Source organism: Ruegeria lacuscaerulensis, from assembly GCF_013031245.1.
Classification (GTDB): domain Bacteria; phylum Pseudomonadota; class Alphaproteobacteria; order Rhodobacterales; family Rhodobacteraceae; genus Ruegeria; species Ruegeria lacuscaerulensis_C.
The window spans coordinates 28,956-53,876 of sequence record NZ_WPZL01000008.1 but is presented as its reverse complement, the minus strand read 5'-3'; the positions used below and the strand labels follow the sequence as shown (position 1 = coordinate 53,876).

Here is a 24,921-nt window from a genome sequence, read left to right as displayed (position 1 = left end):
TATTTTCGTGCTTCGCAAAGGATCGACCTTTTTGATCCGTCTTACACACTGTGATGCGAATGACTACATCGGACGAAGAATTGGCAAAGGCCGCTGCAGAGGGGGATGCTGAGGCATTCGCGATCCTTCTGCAGCGACACTACGACAGGGTTTTTCGTCTGGCCTTCCGGATGACCGGGCGCGCCGATCAGGCCGAGGATCTGACGCAGGACATTTGCGCCGCCTTGCCCGCCAAAATCTCCGGGTTTCGCGCGCAGGCGAAGTTCACCACCTGGCTGTATCGTGTGGTTGTCAACGCCGCCGAAGATGCGCGTCGTCGCCAGGCCAGCCACAGCAGGGCCGCTGTGGGGTGGGGTGATTTTGAACAAATGCGCCGCGCCGAAGCGAGCGAAACGGCTGAAGCGGTGGATTGGTTGCAGCGCGCCATGCGGTCCTTGCCCCAGGAGTTGCAGGATACGCTGGCCCTGACTCTGGAAGACGAGATGACCCATGCCGAAGCCGCCGAGGTGCTGGGTGTCTCTGAGGGCACCGTGTCCTGGCGGATGTCGGATATCCGGAAACGCCTGCGCGCCTTGCGGCAAGAGGAGCTGGCACCATGACAGACGATCTTGAAAAGCTGAAGACGCTGATGGACGCCGCGACGCCGACACCCGATGCGCAGCGGAGGGCCGAAAATCTGGAACAGTCGCAGAAAATTTTCGTGCGCGCCCAAGGATCGGGCTCTGCGATTCGTCTGACTGACAAGCGAGGCCTGAAGGCCCGCCTGACAGAAGGAGCGAAATCCATGTTGAATGCCCTCTCGCACCGCGGTGCCCTGACCGCGACAACCGCAATTGCCGCCGTGGCGCTCGTCGTGATCTTGCCGCAGACGCGGGATTACATTGTCAATCCGACGGGCCGAACCGAAAGCCAACTGATAGACACTGAACACGACTTAAACCAGGAAGAAACAGTGACCGCTTTGCCGGAGGCCGCTACTCCGGAACCGCAAGAGCAGTTTGCAGACGCCATTTCCACTGCGCCGCAATCGCCAGCCCGAGAACGTGAGACGAGCAAACAACGAACCAGTGGTTTGGGCGCGACACTGGAATCCGGAATTGCAGGCGGAACTTTGTATGAGGTAGCCCCTTCGATAGCACCAGCTCCGGTTCCGCGCGATTTGAGAATAGCCCCAGAGGCGGACACTGAAGCCTTTGCCAACGCCGACACCAATCCTCTGAAAGTCACAATCGAAGACCCGGTGTCGACTTTTTCAATTGACGTAGACACGGCCTCGTACTCAGTAATCCGATCCTCACTGATGCGCGGTCGGTTGCCGCCGAAAGATGCGGTGCGGGTCGAAGAGATGGTGAACTATTTCCCTTATTCCTATCCCACGCCCGAAGAGGGCGCGCCGTTCCGTCCCACGATCACCGTAACGCCGACGCCGTGGAACGAAGACACACAGCTTGTCCATATCGGTATTCAGGGCGCACTGCCGCAGATCGAGGATCGCCCGCCGCTGAACCTCGTCTTTCTGATCGACACGTCGGGGTCCATGCAGGATGTGAATAAGCTGCCGCTGCTGAAACAATCCTTCCGTCTCTTACTGTCCGAGTTGCGGCCCGAGGATCAGGTTTCAATTGTCACTTATGCAGGCAGCGCCGGACAGGTGCTGGAACCTACGGCGGCCTCAGATCGAAACAAGATCCTGACCGCCCTGGACCAATTGGAGGCGGGCGGATCGACCGCCGGGCAGGCGGGATTGCAGCAGGCCTATCAGGTGGCCGATAGCATGGCTGAGGACGGCGAAGTGACGCGCGTGATCCTGGCCACGGATGGGGATTTCAATGTCGGTCTCTCCGATCCTGATACTCTGAAGGACTTCATTGCCCGCAAACGCGACAGTGGCACCTTCCTAAGTGTTCTGGGCTTTGGCCGGGGCAATCTCGATGACGCAACCATGCAGGCACTGGCGCAGAACGGGAACGGGCAGGCGTCCTATATCGATACGCTGGGCGAGGCACGCAAAGTTCTGGTCGATCAACTGACCGGAGCGCTGTTCCCGATTGCTAATGACGTGAAGATCCAGGTTGAGTTCAATCCGGTTCAAATTGCCGAATATCGTCTGATCGGATATGAAACCCGCGCGTTGCGGAGAGAAGATTTCTCGAATGACAAGGTGGATGCTGGTGACATCGGCGCAGGTCATACCGTGACGGCAATATACGAAGTCACGCCCGTTGGATCCGATGCAATCCGAAACGGCCCGTTGCGCTATACCGAGCAGCTGGCGTCCGAAGGATCGGAAGAAATTGGGTATTTCAAACTGCGTTTCAAAACGCCCGGTGCGACTGAAAGTCAGTTGATTGAAGAGCCAATCCTACCGGGGCAAGGTGTTGCTTCGGACGATGTGCGTTTTTCATACTCTATCGCCGGCTTTGGGCAATTGCTGCGCGGTGGTGAATATCTGGGATCTTGGTCCTATGAGGACGCGATCGAGCTTGCCAATTCATCGAAAGGCACTGACCCTTTCGGATACCGCGCGGAAGCGGTCACATTGATGCGTCTCGCCGAGACTCTGGTCCAATAGGCTTGACCAGCGGGCCCGGCTATCCGGCTGCGCCCGCTTTCCTTTCAAAACTGTCTGGGATTATTGGCGGCGTGGGTATTGATTTTGCGCACGCTCCATTCCACAGCATCCCGCATGGTTTTGCCCAGAGCCACATCAAAAGCATTGACAAGATCAGGTGTCTGGTCGCTGGCTGCGACGACGAATTCCCGGAATGAGTCAGAGGCGATGATCTTGTCTTCAAACTCGTCGATGATCTTGATGTTCATGCGGACTTCAACGCGCACGGTTTTGGTGTCCTCAACATCGCTAACGACAAGGCCTTGAAACTCTCGCAAGTCAGGGACGATAACGTAATCGGCGCGCAGCCCGACAGTGGATCGGCCAACAGCGGCAACTTTGCCGCTGTTCTCAAAACTTTCGACCAACAGCGCCTGAACAATTAGCGGCGCCCGGTCAACCCATCTGGCCCGCGGCAAATACTGGACCTGAAGCGGTGTCGGCTGAATCGCAATCTGGTCGGTATTGACGGCCGCAGTGGCCGTCGGTTCCTGCACGACAATCTGCTTTTGAATGCGCGGTAGAGACGAGGAAAAAGTACTTTTCGGCGTCAAAAGATACAGATCATTGGGCTTCGACGCTTGCCGGAGCGTTCCCAGACCCGTGCAGCCCCCCAGCGACACCAGCGCAAGAACCACAAGAAAAAGCCTAATCATTGGCGAAACTCCGATGCTTGGGTTCCCAGTAAGAAGCGCGCGGGATCACGTTCGACCTTGTCCACCAGACGATCCAGGCTGATGACCAGTCGTTGCGACTCTTCGATGAAGCGTGTGAATTGCGACAGGCCAACGCGCATGAAATCGGACAGCTGGCGTCGGTTTTGCTGCACGATGCCGTCGATGGTGCCCAATAGTTCCGAGGCGGACTTTGAAGCGCTTAGAATATCGGCCGAGATGTCATCCAGCCTTTGGGTGACGTTCTTAACTGTGGCCGCGACCTCATTTGCCGCATTGCGCACGTCATCCATCACTGTGCCGATGTCCTCGTTGATGACCTTATTGGCCGAGTCAAAGGCACGTTCTGCGGATGTCAGCGTGCTCTTTGCGGTTTCCATCGCACCGGTGATCGACCCAAGCGTTTTATTTGCGTTCAAAAAGGTCTCGGTGACCGTTGCCAATGCGACGCTGCCCTCGTCTGACAATCGGGACAGGCGCTCAGCCAGAGCCGACGCCCGATCGATGAAGGGTTTGACGTCTTCCTGAATCACACGATCGGCTGTTTCAATTGTTCCCTTGGCACTATCCAATGCGGCGGTCGCGGATTCCGAAGCGGTTTTCACACTATTCAGCGTGTCCGTTCCCGTTGTCAGAGTCGTCTCGGCAGTATCCGCCAACTGGTCCAGTCGATCTGTAAAGTCGCCGAGTTTCTTGGCCGCACCGCCCAGATCCGTTGACAGGTTCTCAAAATCAGACAGGGTTTTTTCCAGCTTACCGGAAGCTGAGGCGAGATTGTCCAGAATGTCGCTGACCGATTTGCGATTCTTGTCGTCGACAACCGCATTGAGGTTCTCCAGCAGGTTAACGGCCTCGTCCAACACTTTCGGTGCGCCTTCAAACAGCGATTGAATGGCACTGCGTTTGCTTTTGATCACGCTGTTTTCCGGCAGCCTTTTGCCACTGACAGAACCCCCGGACAGTTCCACATAGCTGACTCCGGTCACACCAAGGGATTGCAACTGCGCAATTGTATCCTCGGTTACCGGGATATCCGCATCTACTTCCAACTTCACCCGTACTTTGGATGGATCGTCGTCATCCAGATTCAACGAAATAACCTGCCCGACTGGCAGGCCGTTATAGCTGACGCCGCCCGCGGCAGACAGACCGGAAACATTGTCGAAAAGAACGTCGTAATAAGCGTATTGCCGCGAGACCTCAAACTTCGCAAGCCAGAGAAAAAAGCCAAAGGCGCCAAGGATACCCGCAAGGGTGAATGCGCCGATCAGGATATAGTTCGCTCGCGTTTCCATAGCCTTTACCTGTCCTACCCCTTCTCTTGCGCCGCGCGCGCCCGGGGGCCGGTGAAATATTCCTGCACCCAAGGATGATCGACTTTCGTCATTTCTTCAATCGGGCCTTCAACCAGCACGCGTTTTTCTGCAAGCACTGCGACCCGGTCACAAATGGCGTACAGGCTGTCCAGATCATGCGTGACCATAAACACCGTCAAACCCAGAGCATGCTGCAATTCACCGATCAGTTCGTCATATGCGGCTGCCCCGATCGGGTCTAAACCCGCGGTGGGTTCGTCCAGAAACACGATCTCAGGGTCCAATGCCAATGCGCGAGCCAAAGCCGCGCGTTTGCGCATCCCGCCCGACAGCTCGGCCGGGAACTTGCCACAGCTCAGTTGCGGTAATCCAACCAGGCTGATCTTCAGGCTGCCAAGTGCTTGCATCAGGCTTTCACTAAGGCCTGTATGCTCGCGCAATGGCGCCATTACGTTTTGCAGAACGGTCAGCGAGGAAAACAGAGCGCCGTCCTGAAACGCTACGCCCCAGTGCCTTTCGATGCGGCGGCGCTCGTCTTCGGGGCCGTTCAGCACATCGACCCCCAATACTTCGATACTGCCGGCCGCAGGTTTGTTCAGCCCAACGATTGTGCGCAGCAAGACCGATTTGCCCGTGCCCGACCCGCCGACGATCCCCAGCACCTCACCGCGCCAGACATCCAGATTAAGGTTCTGGTGCACGACCTGCGGACCGAACTGATTGGTCAGGTTGCGAACGCGGATAACAGCCTCGCGCTGCGTATCGGATTTGGACGTTTGTTCTAACTGTGCCCCGTCCACGTCAGATTCCCAACTCAGAAAAGAAGATCGAAAACAGTGCGTCCAAGGCGATAACCAAAAAGATGGACTGCACCACTGATGCCGTAGTTCTTTGGCCAACACTCTGGGCCGAGCCCTTGACCTGCATTGCCTGCCAGCAGGCGATAACGCCAATTACCAGTGCAAAGAAGGGCGCCTTGATCATTCCGATGGCAAATTGCCAGATGCCCGTGTTTTCCTTCAACCGGGTCGCGAACATGCCGGGGCTGACGCCCAGGTCGATCCAGCTCATCAACCCGCCGCCGATCAGGGCGGCTATGTCGGCAATGAAGCCGAGGATCGGCAGCATAATAAGCAAGGCCACGACGCGCGGGATGACCAGCACCTCGATAGGATCCAGACCCAGTGTGCGCATGGCGTCGATTTCTTCCTGCACCTTCATCGAACCGATTGACGCGGTGAAGGCCGACCCCGACCGGCCGGCAACGATGATGGCCGTCAGAAGAATGCCCAGTTCACGCAGAACCGAGATCGAGATCAGTTCTACGACAAAAATCTCGGCTCCGAACTGTTTCAGCTGGGTGGCGCCCTGAAAGGCCAGCACGACGCCGATCAGAAACCCCATCAGGGCGACGATCGGAATGGCCTTGAACCCGGTTTCTTCCATCTGCGACACCAGCGCCGCGCGGCGCAGGCGCCAAGGCATTAGGATGGTGCGAACCAGACGATGTAGCGTCAAGCCCAGAAACCCGAGTAACGACAGAGTGTCCTTCCACGCCCCGGCCGTGCGCGCACCAACGCTGGCGACCCAGTCGACAAAGCCGGGACGCTCGGCTTCCACCCCGGGTTTGTCCGGGATGTTTTCTGCCACAGTGTCGAGCAGGGCGTAATGAGCGGGGCTAAGGCCCTCAAACTGTACTTTTGCGCCTCCTGACCTGACACGCCTGGCCAAATCCGCGATCAGCCAGGCCCCTCCAGTATCCAATGCCTCAACGCCTGTCAGATCTACGGTAACGTCACCGCGGTCCGGCTGAAACGAGGCAAAGGCCTTTTCAACGGTGTCCAGAGACTGAGTCAGCAGCTTACCCGAAACCCGCAGGCAAACGCCGTTGGCATCTTGTTCCGATTGTATCATTGGCTGCGTCATGGGCGTATGTGATGTGAAACTGCATTGAGCTGCAACGAGTTTTTGCCGCCACACGGTATTTGGCGCTGTGTAATTGCGTCGGTGTTACAGTTTAAGGATGCACCATCCGCACTCGTTCTGAGGGCAGCGACGGCCTATCGTTTGGCCGCCAAGGACGATCATAATTCTGGTCCTGTTTAACCCCTCTCCTATCGCCACAACCATTAAAAGACTTCGCTGTTACAAACCGGTTGCCGGAGTTATCGAACCAAGACACAGTCCGCTCTGTAACCACAGCTGTGGAATCAGGGGAAGTGAAATGCAGCACGCCGGAAATGTCCTGTTCATCATAATTGATCAGTTGCGAGCCGATTGCCTGAACGGTGCATTGGCGGCACATGTCGATCTGCCGAACCTGCGCGCCTTTATGGATGAAGCCGTGACTTTTGACCGGCATTTTTCGGTGACCAACCCGTGTGGCCCGTCGCGGGCTTCAATCCTTACGGGGCAATATGCGATGAATCACCGCTCGGTACGCAATGGCGCGCCCCTTCGGCACGATACGCCGAACATAGCGACCGAAATGCGCAAGGCTGGTTATATTCCGATGTTGTTCGGCTATACGGACACCTCGGCCGATCCTCGCGTGCATGACCCCAATGATCCCATCCTGACGTCGTTTGAGCATCCGATGGCAGGGTTTCACGAGGTGGTCGAAATGAGGCTCGAAGAATCCTATCCCTGGCGGTCTCACCTGATGCAAAAAGGGTATGCGTTTGACGATTACTGGGACGTACATAAGCCGGTTTCGCCAAGCGGTGGTGAGCCCCGCCTGAGCGATCCCGCCATGTATCGCGCCGAAGACAGTGATACAGCCTTTCTGACCGATGCGTTCCTGAACAATATAGCCCCGTTCAGCGGTAAGAACTGGTTTGCCCATCTGACCTATATCAGACCGCACCCGCCGCTGGTGGCTCCGGCACCGTACAATGAGATGTACGATCCGGCCACCTTGTCTGCACCCGCTGGCTTCCCCGCCGATTCCGAGGAGCGGGCGATGCACCCGTTTTTTGGCCCAACCATGGACAAACAGACCGCAGCAGATTTCGTAGAGGGTTTTGACGACGTTCAGCCGACGCTCGAGAATATTCAGACTCTGCGCGCCGTTTACCTGGGCCTTGCGACAGAGGTGGACCACCATATCGGCCGCGTCATTCAGCACCTTAAAGACAGCGGCCAATACGACGATACGCTGCTGGTGATTACCGCCGATCATGGCGAGATGTTGGGTGACCGTCATAGCTGGGGCAAAATGACTGTGTACGATGCTGCTTATCACACGCCATTGATGATCCGGATGCCGGGCAATCAGTCCCAGGCCGGCACTGCGATTTCCGTACCTACCGAGTCCATTGATATCACTCCGACAATTCTGGATTGGGTTGGACAGCCGGTCCCGAATTCGATGGATGGGCGGTCGTTGGTGCCGCTGCTGCAAGGACAGATCCCGGAAGATTGGCGCAGTTATTCTTTCAGCGAGCTGGATTTTTCAGAACCGGAAACCCCAACGCTTTGGCAGCAGGTGCTGGGGACGGGCAACAGCGACTCGTGCCTGAGCATTTTGCGGGACGAGCGGTTTACATTGGTTGAGTTTGCTGCGGACTTGCCGCCGATCCTGTTTGACTACGACGGTAAGGGAGAGATGGAAAACGTCGCCGAAGACCCCGAGTATGCGGGTGATCTGGCACGTCTTGGGCGACAGATGTTGCGGCACCGCATGCGCAATATGGATCACACGCTCTCGCTTCACTCGATTACAAGGGATGGGCCGAAATCGAAGGCCAGGTATTGATTGGATCCCGTCGTAGCTGAACCCAAAGTGTCGCGTCCATGCCCCCTACACCTGTGACAGATCCAATGCTACGCATGTGTCGCAGGGAGGGCGAATTTGGACATTACCGAACAGCAGATAAAGGCGATGACAACAGCGGGCCTGAATTTGATAGGTCAGGCCTTGTCGATTTACGATAGTCAGTTGCGACTGGTGGTCAGCAACCGCCCCTTTCAAGTCATGTTCGATCTTCCGGACGAACTGGTCCAGCCCGGTGCTCTGTTCAGTGACACGATCCGCCATCTTGCTGCAAACGGTGAATATGGTGAGGTCACGGATGTCGAAGAGATCGTTGACCAGCGAATTAATCAGGCGCTGACATTTGAACCTCATTACATGGAACGAGTGCGGGCCAATGGACGGGTGATTTCAGTCGAAGGTGCACCATTGCCCAAAGGGGGCTGGGTCACGGTCTACACCGATATCACTAACACAAAAAAGGCAGAGGCTCTGTTACGGGCTCGGTCTGAGGAACTCTCTGATCAACTGCTGGACCGGGCCGAGGAGCTGTCGGCTACAAACCGAAAACTTGCTGCTGCCAACGCGGCCCTGGAGGAGGCCAAGCGCCAGCTGACCGAGATTGAGGCCCGGACTCGCATGACGACTGAGATGATGCCTGCCCACATTGCTCATCTGGACCGGGAGGGGCGTTACGACTATTCCAACCGACGCCTCAGCTCTGTCATGCCGGGCCGCCCGTCGGACATATTGGACATGCATGTCTCGCAAGCCCTGGGCGTTGCTGCGTTCGCGCGGGTCGAACCTTACCTGCAAAAGGCCTATGGCGGGGAAACGTCGGTCTTCGAGTTCACCGAAGATCAGGATTCACGGCGTATTCGCGTGTCCTTCAGCCCGGATGGAGAAGGCGGTGTTTACGTAATGTCGGTTGATATCACAGAAGAAACCCAGGCGCGCGTCGCCCTGCAGCAGACCCGGCGCAGGGAAATGGCAGCACAAATGACCAGCGGTCTGGCGCATGACTTCTCCAACCTGCTGACGATCATTCTGGGAATGCAATCACGGCTTGAAAAAATGCCTTTGCCCGAGGACGCGCGCGAGCTTGTGGCAGCCACTCAGCAGACCGCGCGTCGGGGCGGGCAGCTGCTGCATCGGATTGCGGATATGACCAGCAGCCGGACGCCTCAGCCCAAAGCAACCGACATGCGCGGCATGTTGGAAGATTTGCGGATTTTGGCGTCCCCTTCTTTGCCACGCGGTGTTGGCTTGTCAGTGGTCAACACCTTGCCGGATGAAGCCTTGATGCTGGATCCGGGTATGGTTCAGGATGCATTGTTGAATCTTGTCCTGAACGCGCGCGATGCCTGCGGTGAGTCCGGTCAGGTCACGATCAGCGCACACAAGATCGGGGCGATCTGGATCGAAATCGCGGTATCCGATACAGGCCCTGGCTTTTCTGATGAAGCCCTTGAAAAGGCGCTGAATCCATTCTTCACCACCAAGGGCAGCAAAGGATCGGGACTGGGATTACCGATGGTTTACGACACGGTGAAATTGGCTGGAGGCAATCTGAGTTTGCGCAACACACCGTCAGGAGCATCAGTTGTCCTGCGCATGCCTTATCGCCCTGCACCACCGATACAGGAAGGTCTCGTCTTGCTGGTCGAAGACAATGACGACCTGCGCGGCCAATTCCGTGAAATGCTGGTTGATCTGGGTTTTAACGTGATCGAAGCGATCTCGTCCGATGAAGCTCTGGCGTTGATTTCGAACCTTGAAGATATTGCACTTGTATTATCCGACATTCGCCTTGAAGGGCAGGGGACCGGGTTGGACCTGGCGGAAAAATTAGACCCCGCGCTGCCGTGTATTCTCATGACATCCCTGCCGTACTCCGATCCGTTGCACCGAAAAGCGCTGACACTTGCGCCGGTACTTCACAAGCCGTTTACAAAGGCGCAACTCTCTGCCCTGATCCGAACCGAGGCTGCCTGATGACACAACCGTTAGTCACTATTGTTGATGACGAGCCTGAAATCCGACGTATCCTGACGGACGCGCTGGAAGATGCGGGGTTCCGGACGCAAAGCTTTTCGCGGGCGCGGGAGTTCGAGGCCTCGCTGAAACGTGTGACACCGGATGTGTGCCTGGTAGACCTTTCCTTGCCGGATACTGATGGCTTGGCGCTTGTTCACCGGTTGGCGCTGGAACAGGGAGCGGCGGTCATTATCATTTCGGGGCGCGCGCAGGTACAGGATCGTGTCACCGGGCTGGAACTTGGGGCAGATGACTATATCACCAAACCGTTTGATCCTGCCGAAGTTGTGGCCCGGATCCGCGCCAGATTGCGTTCACCGCGAACACAAACCACGCACTCGGAAGTGGCAAGATTCAACGGCTGGACAGCGCATTTCGACCGCTATGTTCTAGAGGACAGTAGCGGCGCAGAGACACCGTTCAGTCACGCGGAGGGAGAAGTGCTGCGTTTGTTTCTGGAAAGTCCGAAACGGCTGATCAGCCGAGCCCAGATGCAAGAGACATTGGGTGGAGCCGCAGGCGACAGTTTCGACCGGGCAATGGACGTACGCATATCCCGTTTGCGCACCAAGCTGGGCGAAGATCCCAAGAATCCCCGCCTGATCAAGACGATCTATGGTGCTGGGTATATCTTCCTTGGTGATGTCGAGTGGCGGTAATGCGCTGAAAAAAGTTCAGAGGGATGCGACGTTTTGCGCTCATCGTTTTTAAGTTTAGTTAATAAAATCAACGTGGTAGGTGGATCTAGAAATGGGGTCGTGCGAACCTCATGTCAATATGGATACAACATCCGCCAATATCTGTGTACCAGCTATGGATTCTCGGCACAGTCGCGCATAACTAACGGCATCCTATCCCGCCGACTGTTGTCGCAATGATGAGTCATTGGGAACAAAATTTGACCGTAACGTTGTTTGGCATCGAATGTGGCAAAGGGTTTGGAGAGTAGAATGATCAAAAAAACCTTGGCCAAATGGCGATCTGGTCATATTGGCCGATTGGTGGGTGAAAGCCTTCGAAAACAGGGTTGGTTGTACGGGATCGCGATGGCCGCAATGGTGGTTGTGGCTGCGACAACGGCCGGTACGGCTTGGATGATGGAAAACATTGTCAATGCCATGACCGAGCCGGAAATGAAATCTCAGGTGTGGCTGATCGCTGGCGCTGTGATTGCTTTGTTTTTCTGCAAAGCGGCTGCTTCCTATGTACAGTCTGTTTTCCTAGCGCGCGCCGGTAACCGTATCGTCGCTGTCCAACAGGAACGGCTGTATGCAAAGCTGATAAAGCGTGGCGTTGGCTTTTTTGCCAAAACGGAATCTTCCAGCCTATTGATGCGTGTCACACAAGGTGCGCAGGCAGCCAGACGCCTTGTTGATGTGATTGTCACCAGCTTCGTACGAGACGCTCTGACACTGGTCGGTCTCGTCTTTGTTATGGTGTACCAGCAGCCGATGCTGTCGGTTCTGTTCTTTGTGGTGGGTCCGGTAGCTCTTATAAGCGTGCGATATCTGTTGAAGCGTGTTCGCGCGATCATGCAGTCCGAGATGAAGGCGCTGTCTGAGATCATAAAAGTTCTTCAGGAAACGTCTGGCGGAATTACAATCATCAAGGTTTTTGCCCTTGAAGATCAAATGACTAATCGCATGAACGGTGCGATCAGATCGGTAGAACGGCGGGCAAATTCAATCTCCAAACTACAATCCGTCGCCAGTCCCCTGATGGAATTTCTTGCCGGCCTTGCAGTGGCGGGTGTCCTCGTAGTCAGCACGATAGGGGTTGCAGGTAGCGAGCCAACGTCCGCAGGCCAGTTGATGTCTTTTATCACCGCGCTTTTGATGGCCTATGAGCCGGCAAAACGTTTGTCGAAGATGCGCGTTGTAATTGAAACGGCGATGGTTCCGATTGGTATGATGTTTGAATTGCTGGATCAGGAAGATCCGATGCGCGAAAGTCCTGACGCCAAAGATCTGATCGCAGGGCCGGGAAAAATCCGGCTGAAAAACGTCACTTTTGCTTACAAAGACAAGCAGAAAGTCATCAAGAAAATGAACGTGACATTCGAGGCCGGTAAAACGACTGCTCTTGTAGGCCAATCCGGCGGCGGAAAATCAACGATCTTTGGCCTTATAATGCGGTTTTACGATCCTGACTGGGGAAAAGTAGTAATAGACAATCAGGACTTGCAGGGCGTAACATTTGCATCGTTGCGCCGGAAAATCTCCTACGTAGGTCAGGAGACGTTTCTGTTCTCCGCCACCGTCATGGAAAACCTGCGGTATGCTCGTCCTGGCGCGACGGATGAAGAAGTGATGGAAGCCGCTCGAGCAGCGCATGCACATGATTTCATTACTAAATTTAGCCAAGGTTATGATACGGAAGTCGGAGAAAACGGGGCGTTTTTGTCCGGCGGTCAGAAACAGAGATTGGCCATCGCACGTGCCATACTTCGCAAGTCCGAAATTCTGTTGCTGGACGAAGCTACCAGCGCACTTGATGCAGAATCCGAGGCCCTTGTGAAAGAGGCCTTGGACAAGCTGACTGAGAATGTAACGACGATTGTGATCGCGCACAGATTGGCCACAGTGCTTGAAGCGGACAAGATTGTGGTCGTTCAGGACGGTGAAATTGTTGAAGAGGGCAATCTGAATTCACTGATCGAGAAGGATGGTGTTTTTCGGCAGCTGTTTGACCAACAGTTCAAGCAACCGGTGTCATGAGCGCGTGTCAGTTTTTCTTTAACTAACTGAAGTCGAAAACACTTGCACGGTCAGACAAAGGCGTGTGCAGGCATTTCACATACTGCCTTGATGAACAGTTTGCTCTCGACCGAATGACCACCCAGATTTGCGGATCATTCTCGTAAAGCCCTGTTTTTTATTTTGACAACCGGTTGGAGCAGGTAATCCATAACCGTTTTTCGGCCAGATAGTATATCTACTTCAGCTATCATGCCCGGGATGATTTCAACGGCGGCGCCGTTCGCATCCACCATAGAGTTGCTGGTTTCGATTTCGACGACAAACACTTCTTCATCATTGCGTTCGGACCGTGTGATCGTGTCTGCACCAATGCGAGTTATTTCACCGTTCAACGCTCCGAAGCGCGCAAAGTCATAGGCTGTAATCTTTACCTTGACAGGTTGACCCGCATGCAAAAAGGCGATGTCTTCTGGCCGAAGATAGGCTTCGACAAGTAGCGTGTCGTTCAAGGGGACGATTTCTACCAGTTCTTCTCCACTACGCGCCAAGCCCCCGATAGTTGTGCGATGAATTCGGTTTACGATGCCTCGAACCGGAGACCTGACCTGCGCTCGGTTGGCTCGTTCCTGCAGGGCCGGTAATGCAGGTTGCAGCGATGCGAGTTCCGTTGTTGCCAGCGCCAGATCGGTCAAAGCGGCACTGCGAAACCGGCTGTGCGTTGCGCGAATGCGGTCGTCGACTTCCTCCAATCCGGTTTTCAATCTACTGGTTGCAGCTTCGGCCCGAGTTTTTCTTCCCTCCCACTCAGCCTCGCCGCGGCGGAGGCTCAGTAGCGACGTCGCTGGCTCCATCCTCTTCTCAACCAGTGGCTCAATCATAGCGCGCTCTTCGGCCAATAACCTGAGTGTTTGGTCTGCGATCACCCGATCCACAAGCCCTTCTTCAAATTCCCTTTGCCGTTGTTGGCGTTGGCGTTCGAGGATGGCGATTTCAGCCTCAAGTTCGGATTGCCGCCCTTTGTACAATGCCGTTTCCGACCGCACGACCTCGGGTGCTCCTTCAATCAGGCTCGCCGCGAAATTCAGATCGGAACCGTCTATTTCGGCCTGTAGACGTTGAGTTCGGGCCATCAGGCCAAATGCGCGTTGCTGCTCTTGATTCAATTGACTGTCGATCTGGGTGGTGTCGAACTCCATCAACAGCATACCTTGTTCTACCACTTGCCCTTCGCGGATTTTCAGCGATTGCAGGACACCGGGTTCTGTGGCTTCGATCACTTGAATATCCGCCGAAGGGACAATCCGCCCATCTACGCGGGTCACATCATCCAGTTCTGTAAAACGAGCCCAAAACCCAATCGTGACCAGGCATGCGCAGATTACCAGCATTAACAACGATCCACGCATCGGTGACCGCCCTCGCATCTCGCGCGCGAGTGTATCCAGATCAGGATGCCGCGACATTCAGGTGCCTCCTTGCTTTTCGGGCATGCTGCGTGAGAACACTTTTCGGCCCATCTAAACCAACGCGCCCGCCTTCGATTACAATCACACGGTCCACCAGTTCCAATAGGCTGGCGCGATGCGTGACGATCACCATTGTTGTGTCTTGTGTGGCTTGCTTCAGGCGGCGTATGACTTCGGTCTCAGTTTGAACATCCATCGCGCTGGTCGGTTCATCCAGAAGCAAAACCGGAGGCTGCCCGATCAGGGCCCTGGCCAGCGCTATGGCCTGCCGCTGACCGCCGGACAAACCTTCTCCCCGCTCGGCCAGTTTCAAGTCATAACCATTTGGATGACGAGAGAGGAAATCCTCAACTCCGGCAACCTTGCCTGCCCAGATAAGATCTTCGTCCCGAGGTCTGATGGCGCCGCTGCCAATGTTTTCTCGAACTGTCCCGGAAAACAGCCAGATATCTTGCAATACCGAACCGACATTCCTGCGCAGGTCGCCCGGATCAACCTGGCGAATGTCAACACCGTCCAGCATAACTGATCCGGACCGTGGTTGATAAAGGCCTAGCAAAAGGCGCGCAATCGTACTTTTTCCAGACCCGATCGGCCCCAAAATCGCAACTTTTTCACCGGGCTCGATCGAAAAAGTGACCCCTGCCAAGGCGTCCTGCGCCTGATCGGGATAGGTAAAGTGCACGTCCTCAAACGAAATGCGCCCTTCGCAATCGGACCGGCTGATCCAGTTGCGCCCCTCGGGTCGCTCACTTTCAGCCTGCATCAATGCGTTCAGGTTACGATAGGCGCTGCGCGCCTGATTGACGCGAGTTAGGGTTTGCGCCAGTTGCCCCAAGGGGGCCAGAGCCCGACCAGTCAACATAACCGAAGCAACCAGAGCTCCCATGCTTGCCTGTCCATCGGCAATCAAAAACACACCATAAAACACGATCAACACCTGAGCCGCCTGCTGCGTGAACCCGGTCAGGTTCAGGGCGAATTGCGTCACCGCACGGCTGCGGGTGCCGTGCAATGACTGGCGTTCCATCGCATTTTCCCATCGTGCCCGCATTGGCCTTCCAGCCGCAGTGGTTTTGATCGTCTCAAGCCCCGAAACGGCTTCGACCAAAACCGATTGTTTTGACTGACCATCAGCGAAGTTCTGTTCGGCGAGACGTGACAACAGAGGTTGAATTGCAACGCCGGTGAGCAGGACAATTGGAACTGCAAAGGCAGGGATCAGGGCGAGCGGACCTCCCACCTGGTGAATTACGAAGAGGAAAAGCGCTATGAACGGGAGGTCGACCAATGCGACAAGCGTAGCGGACGTAAAGAACTCTCGCAGAGTTTCGAACTCCCGAATTGTACTTGTCATGGCTCCGGTTGACCCAGTACGGGACGTCATCCGAATATTGAGCAGCTGATCGAACACGCGCCGCCCCATAAGCATGTCGGCTTTTTGTCCGGCACGATCAATGAAACCGGCGCGCAGCAATTTCAAAATAAAATCAAATACAAGCGCCAGGCCCACGCCCATTGTCAGCGCAATCAGGGATTCCGTTGCTTCGTTGGGAAGAACCCTGTCGTAAACGACCATGATGAATATTGACGTCGAGAGACCCAACAAATTGGCAAGTGCCGCAGCAAGGACCACCTGTGTATAGGACCATCGGTTTGCCACCATAGCTGACCAGAACCAATGCCCCGTTTCAGGGTCGTCGCCAGCCGAAACATCCTTTTGATGATTGCGGCGAAACAGGATGGCACAGCCGGTATAAGTCCTACTCAGCTTATCTGCAGAAACCTCTCCGATACCGTCACCAAGTTCAGGATCGAAAACCAGGAGCTGGCCGTCGATTGTACGACCATGGAAAACAACAGCTTTTTTGCCTTCCAATAGCAAAAGAGCAGGAACCAGAACTTCGTCGAAGTCGCGAAGACTTCGTTTGCCATAACCAGCCTGTAAACCAGCCTTTTGCGTCACCTCAAGCACGTCGCGTATGGTGAGCTCTCCTACGGCCCCTGAATGAGCCGCATGCAATGCGGCGATCGTCATTGGGCGGTCCAGATGAGACGCGATATGCAGGGCACAGGCCTCGAGAGAGGAAAGAGCAGGTTCTTTGGAAACTGGTTTTAATTGCGTCATCGACCGTTGCTCCATTCGACTGTCGAAATGCCCAGCAGGTCCAGAATGTCACCCGTGAGGCTCAGTGCTGCGTAATTTGTCAGGAAAAAGCTTTGTTCCGCCAGGATCAGTCTTTCTTGCGCGTTCACAAAATCTCTCTGCGCGTCCAGGATTTCGATCAAGCTGCGACGTCCGATGGTGAACTGCGCGCGTGCAGCAGCTACGCTGTCCGCATTGGCCTGGACAGCACTTCGGGCAGCCTGCAATCGTTCTGCGCCAGCCTGCTGATCGGATCGGACGAATCCCAATTCTCTTCGTATGATCCGAATAACTGACTCTCGTTCGAATTCAGCTTCTTTAACCCGTGCTTCCGCAGCGGCAATCGAGGCCCGGCGCTGGCCCGTGGTGTCCAGCTCATAATTGAAGGCGAGATCAACTCCGAAGTTGGCGTCGTTACTGTCGTCCCGGTCTGCGAATGCCGCGACACGTACGTCTGGCTGGCGCCGTGCAAGTGCTGCCGTCCGCTCTGCCTTCGCCGCAAGCAAGGCGGCATTTGCACGGCGGACCTGAGGACTGTCCGTTATGATCTGCATATCTGTTCGCGATAGATTCGGGGCTTCGACAGGCGGCGGTAAATCTCCGGACGGTACGCCAAAGACCTCACGAAACTGAGCCTCCGCGCGATCAAGGCGTGCCTTGGCGTCTGCAAACCGAGTTCGTGCATCCGCCATGCGCGAGCGAGCGGCCTGTACATCCGCATTCGACCCTGCGCCCTTCGCTGATCGTTCCGTGGTTTGGAGAACCAATTCTTCATGAGCTGCGACATTCTGCGTTGAGATATCCAGAAGTTTCCGCCGGTCCAGCACCACGACATACGCTTCGATTGCAGAAAGAGCTGTAGCCGCAGCCGTTTGCAATCGATCGCCACGACTTTCCAGAACACGGGCCTGTGCAGCGACCAGGTTACCGGACGCAGCGCCGCCATCATAAACCAGTTGGGAGATGCGCAGGTAGGGTGAGACATCCGCAAGATCCGAGGCAATTCTCTCTGAACGGGCGTTTAGCCCGACTGAGAACTGCGGCAGGAACGCACCTTTTGCTACATCTTCGTTGGCGGAAGCGACCACCAGCCGAGAAGCGCTTTGTGCCAGCTCCGGACTGGTTTCAACGGCTGCCCGGACCCTTTGCCCAAAACCGCTTTGCGCCAGTTGAAGCGAAGGGAGGCTTGCGCCAGCCCCAACAGAACCCTTGGAAAACGAAGCCTCAACCTTTGTTAAATCTGGGGCAGGCGCGCAGGCCGATGACAGTGCAACTAGAAAAAAGAGAGGTACGGCTCTTAGCGTGAGATCGAAAATTGGCATAGGTGTTTTACACCCCACTGGATTCTAGGAAATCGGCATTCTGCGCTTTTGCCATTGCATACAGAAAACCGGAAATGTCTGAATTTTCGGTGTATTTTTCTGGTGCTGCTCGTTGTGTCAATTGTTGCTGAGCTCGCAATATCCATTCGCAATGAGAGAGTGATATTTGATGTGCGTGGATTAGTTGAAGGGCGCCGGAATCCACCAGGACCAGCTTTTCGGCTTGGGAAAGCTTTGTTAATCGCGAAGACGTGATTCCAAATGCTTCACACGGCAAGTCTACTGCACCATGGGTTTCAATGGGCTCAAGCAAACCCAACTTGGCTATCGTCCGGCAGAGCTTTTGGGTCGCCTCACTGGCGGCAACATAGGCTTTCAGAAAAGTCTGAACTTCGAGCAGTTCATGGGATAGTTTCCCATTCGCGTCGAAAAACACCTCGTCCCTGGGATTGCGCGTCACGTATCCAGAGCTTTCATCGACATTCAGTTGAAATCGGCAGGTGCTGTCCGTTTCGTTCGTACAGGTTCGTTCAGCTTGGAAAGGGTGGCACCGCAAACTAGATGGGACGTAGGGTGCCAACCACTGTCCATCCTGCGAAAGGAAAGGAGTGGGCGCGCCTGTTCGCAGAGACAGCAATGCTCTCGGTTCCATACCCCTCTCAGATTTCATAAACACAATTGGAAAAGCGGCCGCAGCTATCTGGATTTCATTAAATACAACTGCACAGTCAGTGCGGTTCGCAGCGAATTTAAAAGATGTGAATCGTTTCCAGTACCGTTGCCCATGCCGTGCGTGTGTTACTGGAAACAGGCCGTCCTGTGCCATTGTTGCCCCATGCTTTTGGTATGGCCACCGATCAAAGAGATTGGAGGCCACTTAACTGCTTAGGCCGTTGCGCCTGTTGGATCGGTGTGGAGGATATTGTCGGCACTCAGGCCGCTCACATCATCCAGACCAGAGTACAGCGCGACGGTTTCAACCGATGCGGAATTCGGAGACGAGTAATCGACCTTGACCAGAACACTGTCTGCGCCATCGGTCGCCATCACATAGATTTCGTCGCCTGCCTGAACTCCGGTCAATGTCTCGACGGCTGCCTCGATGGTTCCGTCTGAGAGGTCGCCCAAAACCGTTGTCAGGCCGACAAACCCTGTATCTGAACCAATTGCGTCACCAACGGCCAGAGATTCAACGTCCGTTCCGTCACCTCGCAATGTTCCAAAGCTCAGTCCGCTGAACGTCAATGCATCTGATACTTCCGAGGCGGTACCGACGGTGAACCCGGTAATTGTATCTACCCCGTTTGCAGCCGGATCCGCTTCGAATACGACCACGTCCCGCCCAACTTCCGAGACGTCAATTGCATCGTCGCCGTCCTGGCCGCGGATGATATTATCCACCTCGGTTGCCACCAGCGTGTCGTCACCGTTCGTACCAAACTGCAAAACACTCGGTCCGCCATCTGGTGTCGTAATTGTCAGTTTAATTGGCTGGCTAGGATCCTGAACGGTCATTGTGAACGTCACCAGCGGTTGCGACAGGTCAGTAAATGTGGTTGCCGCTCCGGCAAAACTGATGGCAGTGCCTCCGACCGGGTTAGACAAAAACAGGTCGAAGGCGCCGTTTTCCACGTCCGATCCGGTGTCGAAAGTGACAACTGATGGATCAAAACCCAATTCCGCCGTCATTGCGAGCCCGCTCGAGATGTCCCGGTCCGCATCGGCATAGATCTCAAACGTTACGGTAGAACCGCTGATTCCTGCCTGCGCAATCACATAAGCTGCGGGTTCATGAGCAGCGTTTTCGTCGGTTACGGGCAAAGGATCTGGTCCGCCGGAAACTGTTGCGCTTGCAGAGAAATCCAAATCGTCGCCCGCGTTTAGGCCTGAGAATTCTGAGGCTGGAACGGACAGAGACCAGCTGCCGTCAGCTCCAACGGTCGCTGAGCCGACCAACGTGCCGTTAAGCGCAACATCCACGGCTTGACCCGCATTCAATCCAATTGAAGTTCCGGAAACCGTGGCTCCCGATGACTGTGCGTCGCTCAGCCCAATCGCGTTGTTCGTTCCGACAGGGTTCATGTTCAATATCGGGCGAAAATCCGTATTGAGGTTGGTCATTGCTGGTGTTGCGGAGTTTCCAGCCGCGTCACTCACGGTGGCTGAAACCGAAAAGCTTGTGCCATCTGCAAGGGCGGCAAGGTCGCCGGAAGGTACGGTTGCGGACCATGCTCCTCCGGATGCCGTGCCGGTATAGCCCTGGCCATTCAATGTGACCGTTACGACTTGCCCGTCTTCAGCATTTGTGGTGCCCGAAATGGTGAGATCACTGCCCCGTTCAACCACGTCCAGTTCTGAACCGACAGGCAATGGATCGAGCGTCACAGTAGGCGCAGTGAAATCGGTTCCAAGGCTCGCGGAGGTATTGGCACTATTGCCTGCGGAGTCCGAAACCATAGCGTTGATGTCGTAAGAGATGCCATCCTGCAATGTCCCAAAATCCGAGGCCGGAGCGGTATAGCTCCAGGTGCCTCCATTGACGGTTGTGGTGCCGCTAACATCTATCGTGCCGTCCGGTCGGGCAATTTCAATAGTGACGAGCGTGCCATCCGTGGCGTCAGAAGTGCCGCTCACCGTCAGGTCTGTATATTGCTCCGCTGCGTTCATCACTGCGCCGTCAGACATTCCTGTGATGGCTAGGTCCGGAGCGGTGAAATCAGTATCAAAACTGTTGCTCGCCTGAACCGCAGGATTTCCTGCAGCATCTGTTACGTCGGCGGTAACGGCTATCGTGGTTCCATCCGGTAAGGCCGCAAGATCTGCTGCAGGAACGGTCACCGACCACGCACCGCCGGTCACTGTTCCGGTGTATGTCTGACCGTTTACGGTAACGGTTACGGTTTGCCCGTCCTCGGCCGTCGATGACCCGGTAATGGCCAAATCCGTTCCCTGTTCATCTGCGTTCATGACAGCACCATCGGAAAAGCTGTCGATACTCAGGCTTGGCGGGCTGATGTCCTTTGCGAGGGGTGCACTGGCCTGAAAAGCTGGCAGCCCGTCGGCATCCGAGACATCAGCAGTTACGGCAAAGTCCCCACCATCCGCCAGCGCGACCAGATCAACAGCGGGCACCGTCACGGTCCAACTACCACCTGACACCGTGTCGGTATAGGTTTGTCCGTCCAGAGTTACTGTTACTTGCTGACCATCCTGAACATTTGCCGTAGAACCGGAGATGGTCAGGTCCGACCCCACTTCCACTCCGTTGAGAACTGCCCCAACAGACAGCGGAGAAATGTTGATCGATGGTCCCGTCAAATCTACGGGAACCGAAGCCGAGGCCGGAACCGACGTGTTACCGGCGGCATCGTTGACAGTCACACTGAACGCGGCTGGAGTGCCTGTCGACAATCCTCCGAGATCTGCACTGGGAATGGTTACGCTCCACATGCCGCCGGAAGTTGTCCCGGAGTAGGTTTGCCCATCAAACTCAACCGAAACAGGAAACCCGTCGGGTGCCGTTGTGGCCCCGGACACGACCAGATCGCTACCCACATCTACCAGACTGATTGAGCCGCCGGATATCGGATTCAGCGAGATTGTAGGAGCGGTGAAATCCGTATCAAAGCTGGTTCCAGCCTGCGTTGCCGGGTTGCCCGCCTGATCCGTTACATCCGCAGTGACAGTTATCGTTGCGCCGTCAGGCAGGGCATTCAGGTCCTCTGCAGGAACAGTCACACTCCATTGCCCGTCGGTAGCGGTGCCCGTATATGTTTGCCCGTTGATCTCGACCGTTACGGATTGACCGTTTTCTGCATTAGTCGTGCCGGTCACCGTTAGATCGTCCGCCTGTTCGGACGCATTCATCACCTCCCCGCTGGAGAAGCCTGAAATCGTCAGGGTTGGGGGGATGGTATCCACATTATATGTGACCGTCTCGACCGATATTTCTTCACCATCGCCGTCGAGATTTCGAATTGTAACGGTGCTTACACCCTGAGGAAGATTGGCCGCTTCGTCCGGTGTCAGCGAAACGATCCATGTTCCGTCGTCGCTTGGAGTTACCGTTTTGGTGAACGAACCGATGGAAACTTCAACAGCCTCTGTACCGCCTGGCGCGATATGTCCTAAATTTACGCTGCTCAATGTATCTGTCTGAGCCCCAGCCAGGTTGAGGTCAGGGTAGCTGGGCGCAGGCGGTGGCGTAGGAGCGGGCACTGGTACGGCGACGTCGTCATCACCCCCGCCGCCGCACCACCTGTTTCGGCGGCCAGGCTAAACTGAGCGATCTCAGAAACCACATCTTCGGCAATCATGATCGCGCCGCCGTCCAGCACCTGAACGTTTTCGGCCGCGATGATCATCTTGCGGCCATCAGCCAGTTTCAGAAGAACATCACCATTATCCAGTAGTTTGACCGACTGTACCCCGGGTATCGTTTCCGCAAATTGAAATGCGTAGAGCTCTTCGATAGTGGCTTGTGCCAAAGCTGGCAGGGCCAGGATCGTGGAACCCAGTCCGCCGAATAAACCGCGGCCGGCCCAGCGGCGCATTTTGCCGTCAATCCATTGGCGGATGTTCCGCTTACGCTCCAGATCAGGTTGGGCATCGGCTGGAGTGGTCTTGGATTCAGGTTCTTTGGTCATCTTGCCCTCACATGTGGTTTCCGCATCCGTTTGGGGGAGGCTGGATTTGTTCATCTGTCTTTCCCTTTTGTGGCTCATGCGGTCGGACCAGAAAAAATTGAGTTAAACTAAAGCCGAACTCCTCGTTTTCACCACATTCCCGCTTTGGTTCCGTACTGGGCATCGGATCATCCTGTTTTCGGTGCCAGGGGTGGCTTTGGGTGATTTGCTATGATGCTTAAGTTCGAAAGTGTGGTTGCAACGGGGAGCGCAGCGCTCGATTCAGGTATCGGCGATACGGCTTTAAAAACGTTTAACGGGGTCACGTATCTGTACAGTGTGACTGGACCAGGGGGTGGCATTGCGGTCTGGAAACTGACCGAGGGCGCTGTTCCTCAGTTGCAGGACACGGAATATTTCAGCGGTTCAATTTCTTTTCAGGTTGGTCGCAGCGGAACGCCTGTTTCATTGGCCGGAGACGATCAACTTGTGCTGGATGTGAATTCTGCGACAGGTTTGGTCGGGTATGACCTGAATCCAAACGGAACTGTCGGTACTTTGCAGGAGACCGGGTCATTGGCCGGTGGCGGAGATATTTCGGCCCTTGTTCAAATCGGCGACCTTCTGGCCATCGCCAATGACAGTTCCGGGCAAATCACGACCTACACCGTCAATGGTGACGGTTCGCTGAGCCTTGGGACGTCTGTAACTGCGCAAGCTGATTCGATGCAGGTACTGCAATCAGGTTCGGATCACTATTTGATCGCTGCCGATGCTGCGACCAGCACGATCAGCACGTATGAAATCGAAAACAACACCGGTGCACTTAGCGTGATCGACAACAGCGATACCCTGGCGACATTGGGGATCGCGACACCAACGGCTGTTGAAGTGGTGCAGGTTTATGGCCAGTCATGGGTTGTGGTGGCAGGTGCCGGAAGCAACTCACTCAGCGTGATGGAACTGGCCAGCGATGGGCATCTGACTCCGACAGACCATGTTTTAGATACTCTGCATACGCGGTTTGAATCGATACAGGATCTGGCTGTTATCGAGGCGGACGGGCATGCTTTCGTTGTGGCGGGTGGTGGGGATGATGGTGTCACTTTGTTCACACTCACGCCTGACGGTCAGCTTATTCATTTGGATAGTTTCGAGGACACCAATCAAAGCGGATTGCAGAATGTTGAAACACTCAGCGTGGCGCATGTGGGGGACGAGCTGCAAATTCTCGTTGGCTCGCAACAGGACGCGGGGCTGACCCACCTCACCGTTTCCATCGAGAATCTGGGCGTTGTTCGCGATGGATTCGGATCGGTGATAGGAACCGCAGGCGACGATATGCTAAGCGGCAGTGTATTGGACACGACCCTTTCGGGCGGGAAGGGAGACGACATCCTGATTGCGGGATCGGGTGCGACAGTCATGAACGGAGGGCGCGGTGCGGACATCTTTGTCATGCAATATGGCAGTGATGTGACATCAATAAATGATTTCGAAGCCGGGAGCGACAGGCTTGACCTGTTTGACTATCCTTTATTGCGCACGCCGGGTCAGTTGACGTTCACTTCCACGGCGCAAGGGGCGCATATCGAATACCTCGACGAGGTGATCGAGATTGTTTCGGCAACAGGCGGCCCCTTAACCAGCGCAGAAGTGTTCGGAGCAGGCTTTGGCGGCCCGGATCATATTCCAGTGGATTTCAGCGACTTTGGTGGTTCGGATCCCGGAAGTTCAGATGGGGTTCAGGGATCAATCACCGTCAATTCCGAGGCAGCGAACCCTGGGCTAGCCGATGCGGAAATTTTCTTTACCCCGGATGGGGGCGGTACGATCAGCGTCCGGGCAGATGACGAAGGTCGATTTGACCTCGAATTGCCAACGGGTTCCTTTGACGGTGAACTTGAGATTGTTAAAACCTATTCAACAGCCAGTAACGATATCACCGCATTGGATGCCCTGCAGGTGTTGCGCATCTCAGTAGGGCTGGACCCGACGTGGGGGCCGGCCTCGCCGGAAAACCTGATCGCGGCCGACATTACGCAGGACGGTACAGTCAATGCACTCGACGCATTGGCGATCCTACAGGTCGCCGTCGGGCAGCCCACGGCGCATGAACCGGAATGGGTTTTCCTGGACGACGATGCGGACCTCTCGGGTATCTCCAAAGACAATGTCAGTTATGAAACAGGGGTCGACGTCGTAGCGGTGGACAATGTTATTTCCACCGACATGACATCAATCCTTTTGGGCAATCTGGAACTGGTCTGA

The 24,921-nt window shown here is 55.4% G+C and carries 17 protein-coding genes; 7 read left to right on the top strand and 10 right to left on the bottom strand.

The genetic code is table 11. The annotated features are described in order from the left end of the window. Positions 1-59: 59 nt before the first annotated feature. Complete coding sequence (locus tag GOX66_RS12210) at positions 60-599, top strand: RNA polymerase sigma factor (protein WP_170763001.1); 540 nt, start codon at positions 60-62, stop codon at positions 597-599. Continuing rightward, on the top strand, positions 596-2,572 hold the full coding sequence (locus GOX66_RS12205; protein WP_170762999.1) for a vWA domain-containing protein: 1,977 nt from the start codon (positions 596-598) through the stop codon (positions 2,570-2,572). Before GOX66_RS12210 ends, GOX66_RS12205 begins: the two co-directional genes overlap by 4 nt. A 44-nt stretch (positions 2,573-2,616) precedes the next feature. Here the strand turns inward: GOX66_RS12205 and GOX66_RS12200 are convergent, their stop codons facing one another. From GOX66_RS12200 to GOX66_RS12185, 4 genes are read right to left on the bottom strand one after another with little or no spacing between them, the layout of a single operon-like run. After that, positions 2,617-3,267 (bottom strand): ABC-type transport auxiliary lipoprotein family protein, encoded by a 651-nt coding sequence (locus tag GOX66_RS12200; protein ID WP_170762997.1) that lies wholly within the window; start codon positions 3,265-3,267, stop codon positions 2,617-2,619. After that, on the bottom strand, positions 3,264-4,580 hold the full coding sequence (locus GOX66_RS12195) for an MlaD family protein (protein WP_170762995.1): 1,317 nt from the start codon (positions 4,578-4,580) through the stop codon (positions 3,264-3,266). The genes GOX66_RS12200 and GOX66_RS12195 overlap by 4 nt, the downstream gene beginning before the upstream one ends. A 14-nt stretch (positions 4,581-4,594) precedes the next feature. Further along, positions 4,595-5,401 (bottom strand): ATP-binding cassette domain-containing protein, encoded by an 807-nt coding sequence (locus GOX66_RS12190; RefSeq protein WP_170762993.1) that lies wholly within the window; start codon positions 5,399-5,401, stop codon positions 4,595-4,597. A gap of 1 nt (position 5,402) precedes the next feature. Next, positions 5,403-6,515: an ABC transporter permease gene (locus GOX66_RS12185; protein WP_237212575.1), complete on the bottom strand. Its 1,113-nt coding sequence runs from the start codon at positions 6,513-6,515 to the stop codon at positions 5,403-5,405. A gap of 310 nt (positions 6,516-6,825) precedes the next feature. Here GOX66_RS12185 and GOX66_RS12180 point away from each other — a divergent pair, with 310 nt between their 5' ends. The 4 genes from GOX66_RS12180 to GOX66_RS12165 all read left to right on the top strand — a co-directional run bounded on the left by GOX66_RS12180 (position 6,826) and on the right by GOX66_RS12165 (position 13,109). Then, positions 6,826-8,358, top strand: a complete 1,533-nt coding sequence (locus tag GOX66_RS12180) for a sulfatase-like hydrolase/transferase (protein ID WP_170762989.1) — start codon at positions 6,826-6,828, stop codon at positions 8,356-8,358. 96 nt (positions 8,359-8,454) lie between these two features. After that, on the top strand, positions 8,455-10,350 hold the full coding sequence (locus GOX66_RS12175) for a PAS-domain containing protein (RefSeq protein ID WP_170762987.1): 1,896 nt from the start codon (positions 8,455-8,457) through the stop codon (positions 10,348-10,350). Beyond that, positions 10,350-11,051 (top strand): response regulator transcription factor, encoded by a 702-nt coding sequence (locus tag GOX66_RS12170; RefSeq protein WP_170762985.1) that lies wholly within the window; start codon positions 10,350-10,352, stop codon positions 11,049-11,051. Before GOX66_RS12175 ends, GOX66_RS12170 begins: the two co-directional genes overlap by 1 nt. 291 nt (positions 11,052-11,342) lie before the next feature. Continuing rightward, a complete protein-coding gene (locus tag GOX66_RS12165) occupies positions 11,343-13,109 on the top strand; it encodes an ABC transporter ATP-binding protein (RefSeq protein ID WP_170762983.1) in 1,767 nt (588 codons plus the stop codon). 134 nt (positions 13,110-13,243) lie between these two features. Here GOX66_RS12165 and GOX66_RS12160 read toward each other — a convergent pair whose 3' ends face one another. The 6 genes from GOX66_RS12160 to GOX66_RS25800 are packed head-to-tail and all read right to left on the bottom strand — an operon-like array spanning position 13,244 to position 22,725. Beyond that, positions 13,244-14,554, bottom strand: a complete 1,311-nt coding sequence (locus GOX66_RS12160; protein ID WP_170762981.1) for an HlyD family type I secretion periplasmic adaptor subunit — start codon at positions 14,552-14,554, stop codon at positions 13,244-13,246. After that, positions 14,538-16,685 (bottom strand): type I secretion system permease/ATPase, encoded by a 2,148-nt coding sequence (locus GOX66_RS12155; protein WP_170762979.1) that lies wholly within the window; start codon positions 16,683-16,685, stop codon positions 14,538-14,540. The genes GOX66_RS12160 and GOX66_RS12155 overlap by 17 nt, the downstream gene beginning before the upstream one ends. Beyond that, positions 16,682-18,025, bottom strand: a complete 1,344-nt coding sequence (locus GOX66_RS12150; protein WP_170762977.1) for a TolC family protein — start codon at positions 18,023-18,025, stop codon at positions 16,682-16,684. The genes GOX66_RS12155 and GOX66_RS12150 overlap by 4 nt, the downstream gene beginning before the upstream one ends. 7 nt (positions 18,026-18,032) lie before the next feature. Beyond that, positions 18,033-18,851, bottom strand: a complete 819-nt coding sequence (locus GOX66_RS12145; protein ID WP_170762976.1) for a SapC family protein — start codon at positions 18,849-18,851, stop codon at positions 18,033-18,035. A 59-nt stretch (positions 18,852-18,910) separates the two neighbouring features. Beyond that, positions 18,911-22,171: an Ig-like domain-containing protein gene (locus GOX66_RS12140; RefSeq protein ID WP_237212573.1), complete on the bottom strand. Its 3,261-nt coding sequence runs from the start codon at positions 22,169-22,171 to the stop codon at positions 18,911-18,913. Then, a complete protein-coding gene (locus tag GOX66_RS25800; protein WP_237212572.1) occupies positions 22,168-22,725 on the bottom strand; it encodes a hypothetical protein in 558 nt (185 codons plus the stop codon). Before GOX66_RS25800 ends, GOX66_RS12140 begins: the two co-directional genes overlap by 4 nt. Before the next feature lie 156 nt (positions 22,726-22,881). On the opposite strand from GOX66_RS25800, the gene GOX66_RS12135 reads away from it, so the two are divergent. After that, complete coding sequence (locus GOX66_RS12135) at positions 22,882-24,921, top strand: dockerin type I domain-containing protein (protein ID WP_170762974.1); 2,040 nt, start codon at positions 22,882-22,884, stop codon at positions 24,919-24,921.

What these genes read in the sequence shown, in the direction of transcription:
- GOX66_RS12210 (WP_170763001.1), top strand. Translation starts at nt 60, where the DNA reads ATGACTACATCGGACGAAGAATTGGCAAAGGCCGCTGCAGAGGGGGAT.
- GOX66_RS12205 (WP_170762999.1), top strand. Translation starts at nt 596, where the DNA reads ATGACAGACGATCTTGAAAAGCTGAAGACGCTGATGGACGCCGCGACG.
- GOX66_RS12200 (WP_170762997.1), bottom strand. Translation starts at nt 3,267, where the DNA reads ATGATTAGGCTTTTTCTTGTGGTTCTTGCGCTGGTGTCGCTGGGGGGC.
- GOX66_RS12195 (WP_170762995.1), bottom strand. Translation starts at nt 4,580, where the DNA reads ATGGAAACGCGAGCGAACTATATCCTGATCGGCGCATTCACCCTTGCG.
- GOX66_RS12185 (WP_237212575.1), bottom strand. Translation starts at nt 6,515, where the DNA reads ATGATACAATCGGAACAAGATGCCAACGGCGTTTGCCTGCGGGTTTCG.
- GOX66_RS12180 (WP_170762989.1), top strand. Translation starts at nt 6,826, where the DNA reads ATGCAGCACGCCGGAAATGTCCTGTTCATCATAATTGATCAGTTGCGA.
- GOX66_RS12170 (WP_170762985.1), top strand. Translation starts at nt 10,350, where the DNA reads ATGACACAACCGTTAGTCACTATTGTTGATGACGAGCCTGAAATCCGA.
- GOX66_RS12165 (WP_170762983.1), top strand. Translation starts at nt 11,343, where the DNA reads ATGATCAAAAAAACCTTGGCCAAATGGCGATCTGGTCATATTGGCCGA.
- GOX66_RS12160 (WP_170762981.1), bottom strand. Translation starts at nt 14,554, where the DNA reads ATGTCGCGGCATCCTGATCTGGATACACTCGCGCGCGAGATGCGAGGG.
- GOX66_RS12155 (WP_170762979.1), bottom strand. Translation starts at nt 16,685, where the DNA reads ATGACGCAATTAAAACCAGTTTCCAAAGAACCTGCTCTTTCCTCTCTC.
- GOX66_RS12150 (WP_170762977.1), bottom strand. Translation starts at nt 18,025, where the DNA reads ATGCCAATTTTCGATCTCACGCTAAGAGCCGTACCTCTCTTTTTTCTA.
- GOX66_RS12145 (WP_170762976.1), bottom strand. Translation starts at nt 18,851, where the DNA reads ATGGCACAGGACGGCCTGTTTCCAGTAACACACGCACGGCATGGGCAA.
- GOX66_RS25800 (WP_237212572.1), bottom strand. Translation starts at nt 22,725, where the DNA reads ATGAACAAATCCAGCCTCCCCCAAACGGATGCGGAAACCACATGTGAG.
- GOX66_RS12135 (WP_170762974.1), top strand. Translation starts at nt 22,882, where the DNA reads ATGATGCTTAAGTTCGAAAGTGTGGTTGCAACGGGGAGCGCAGCGCTC.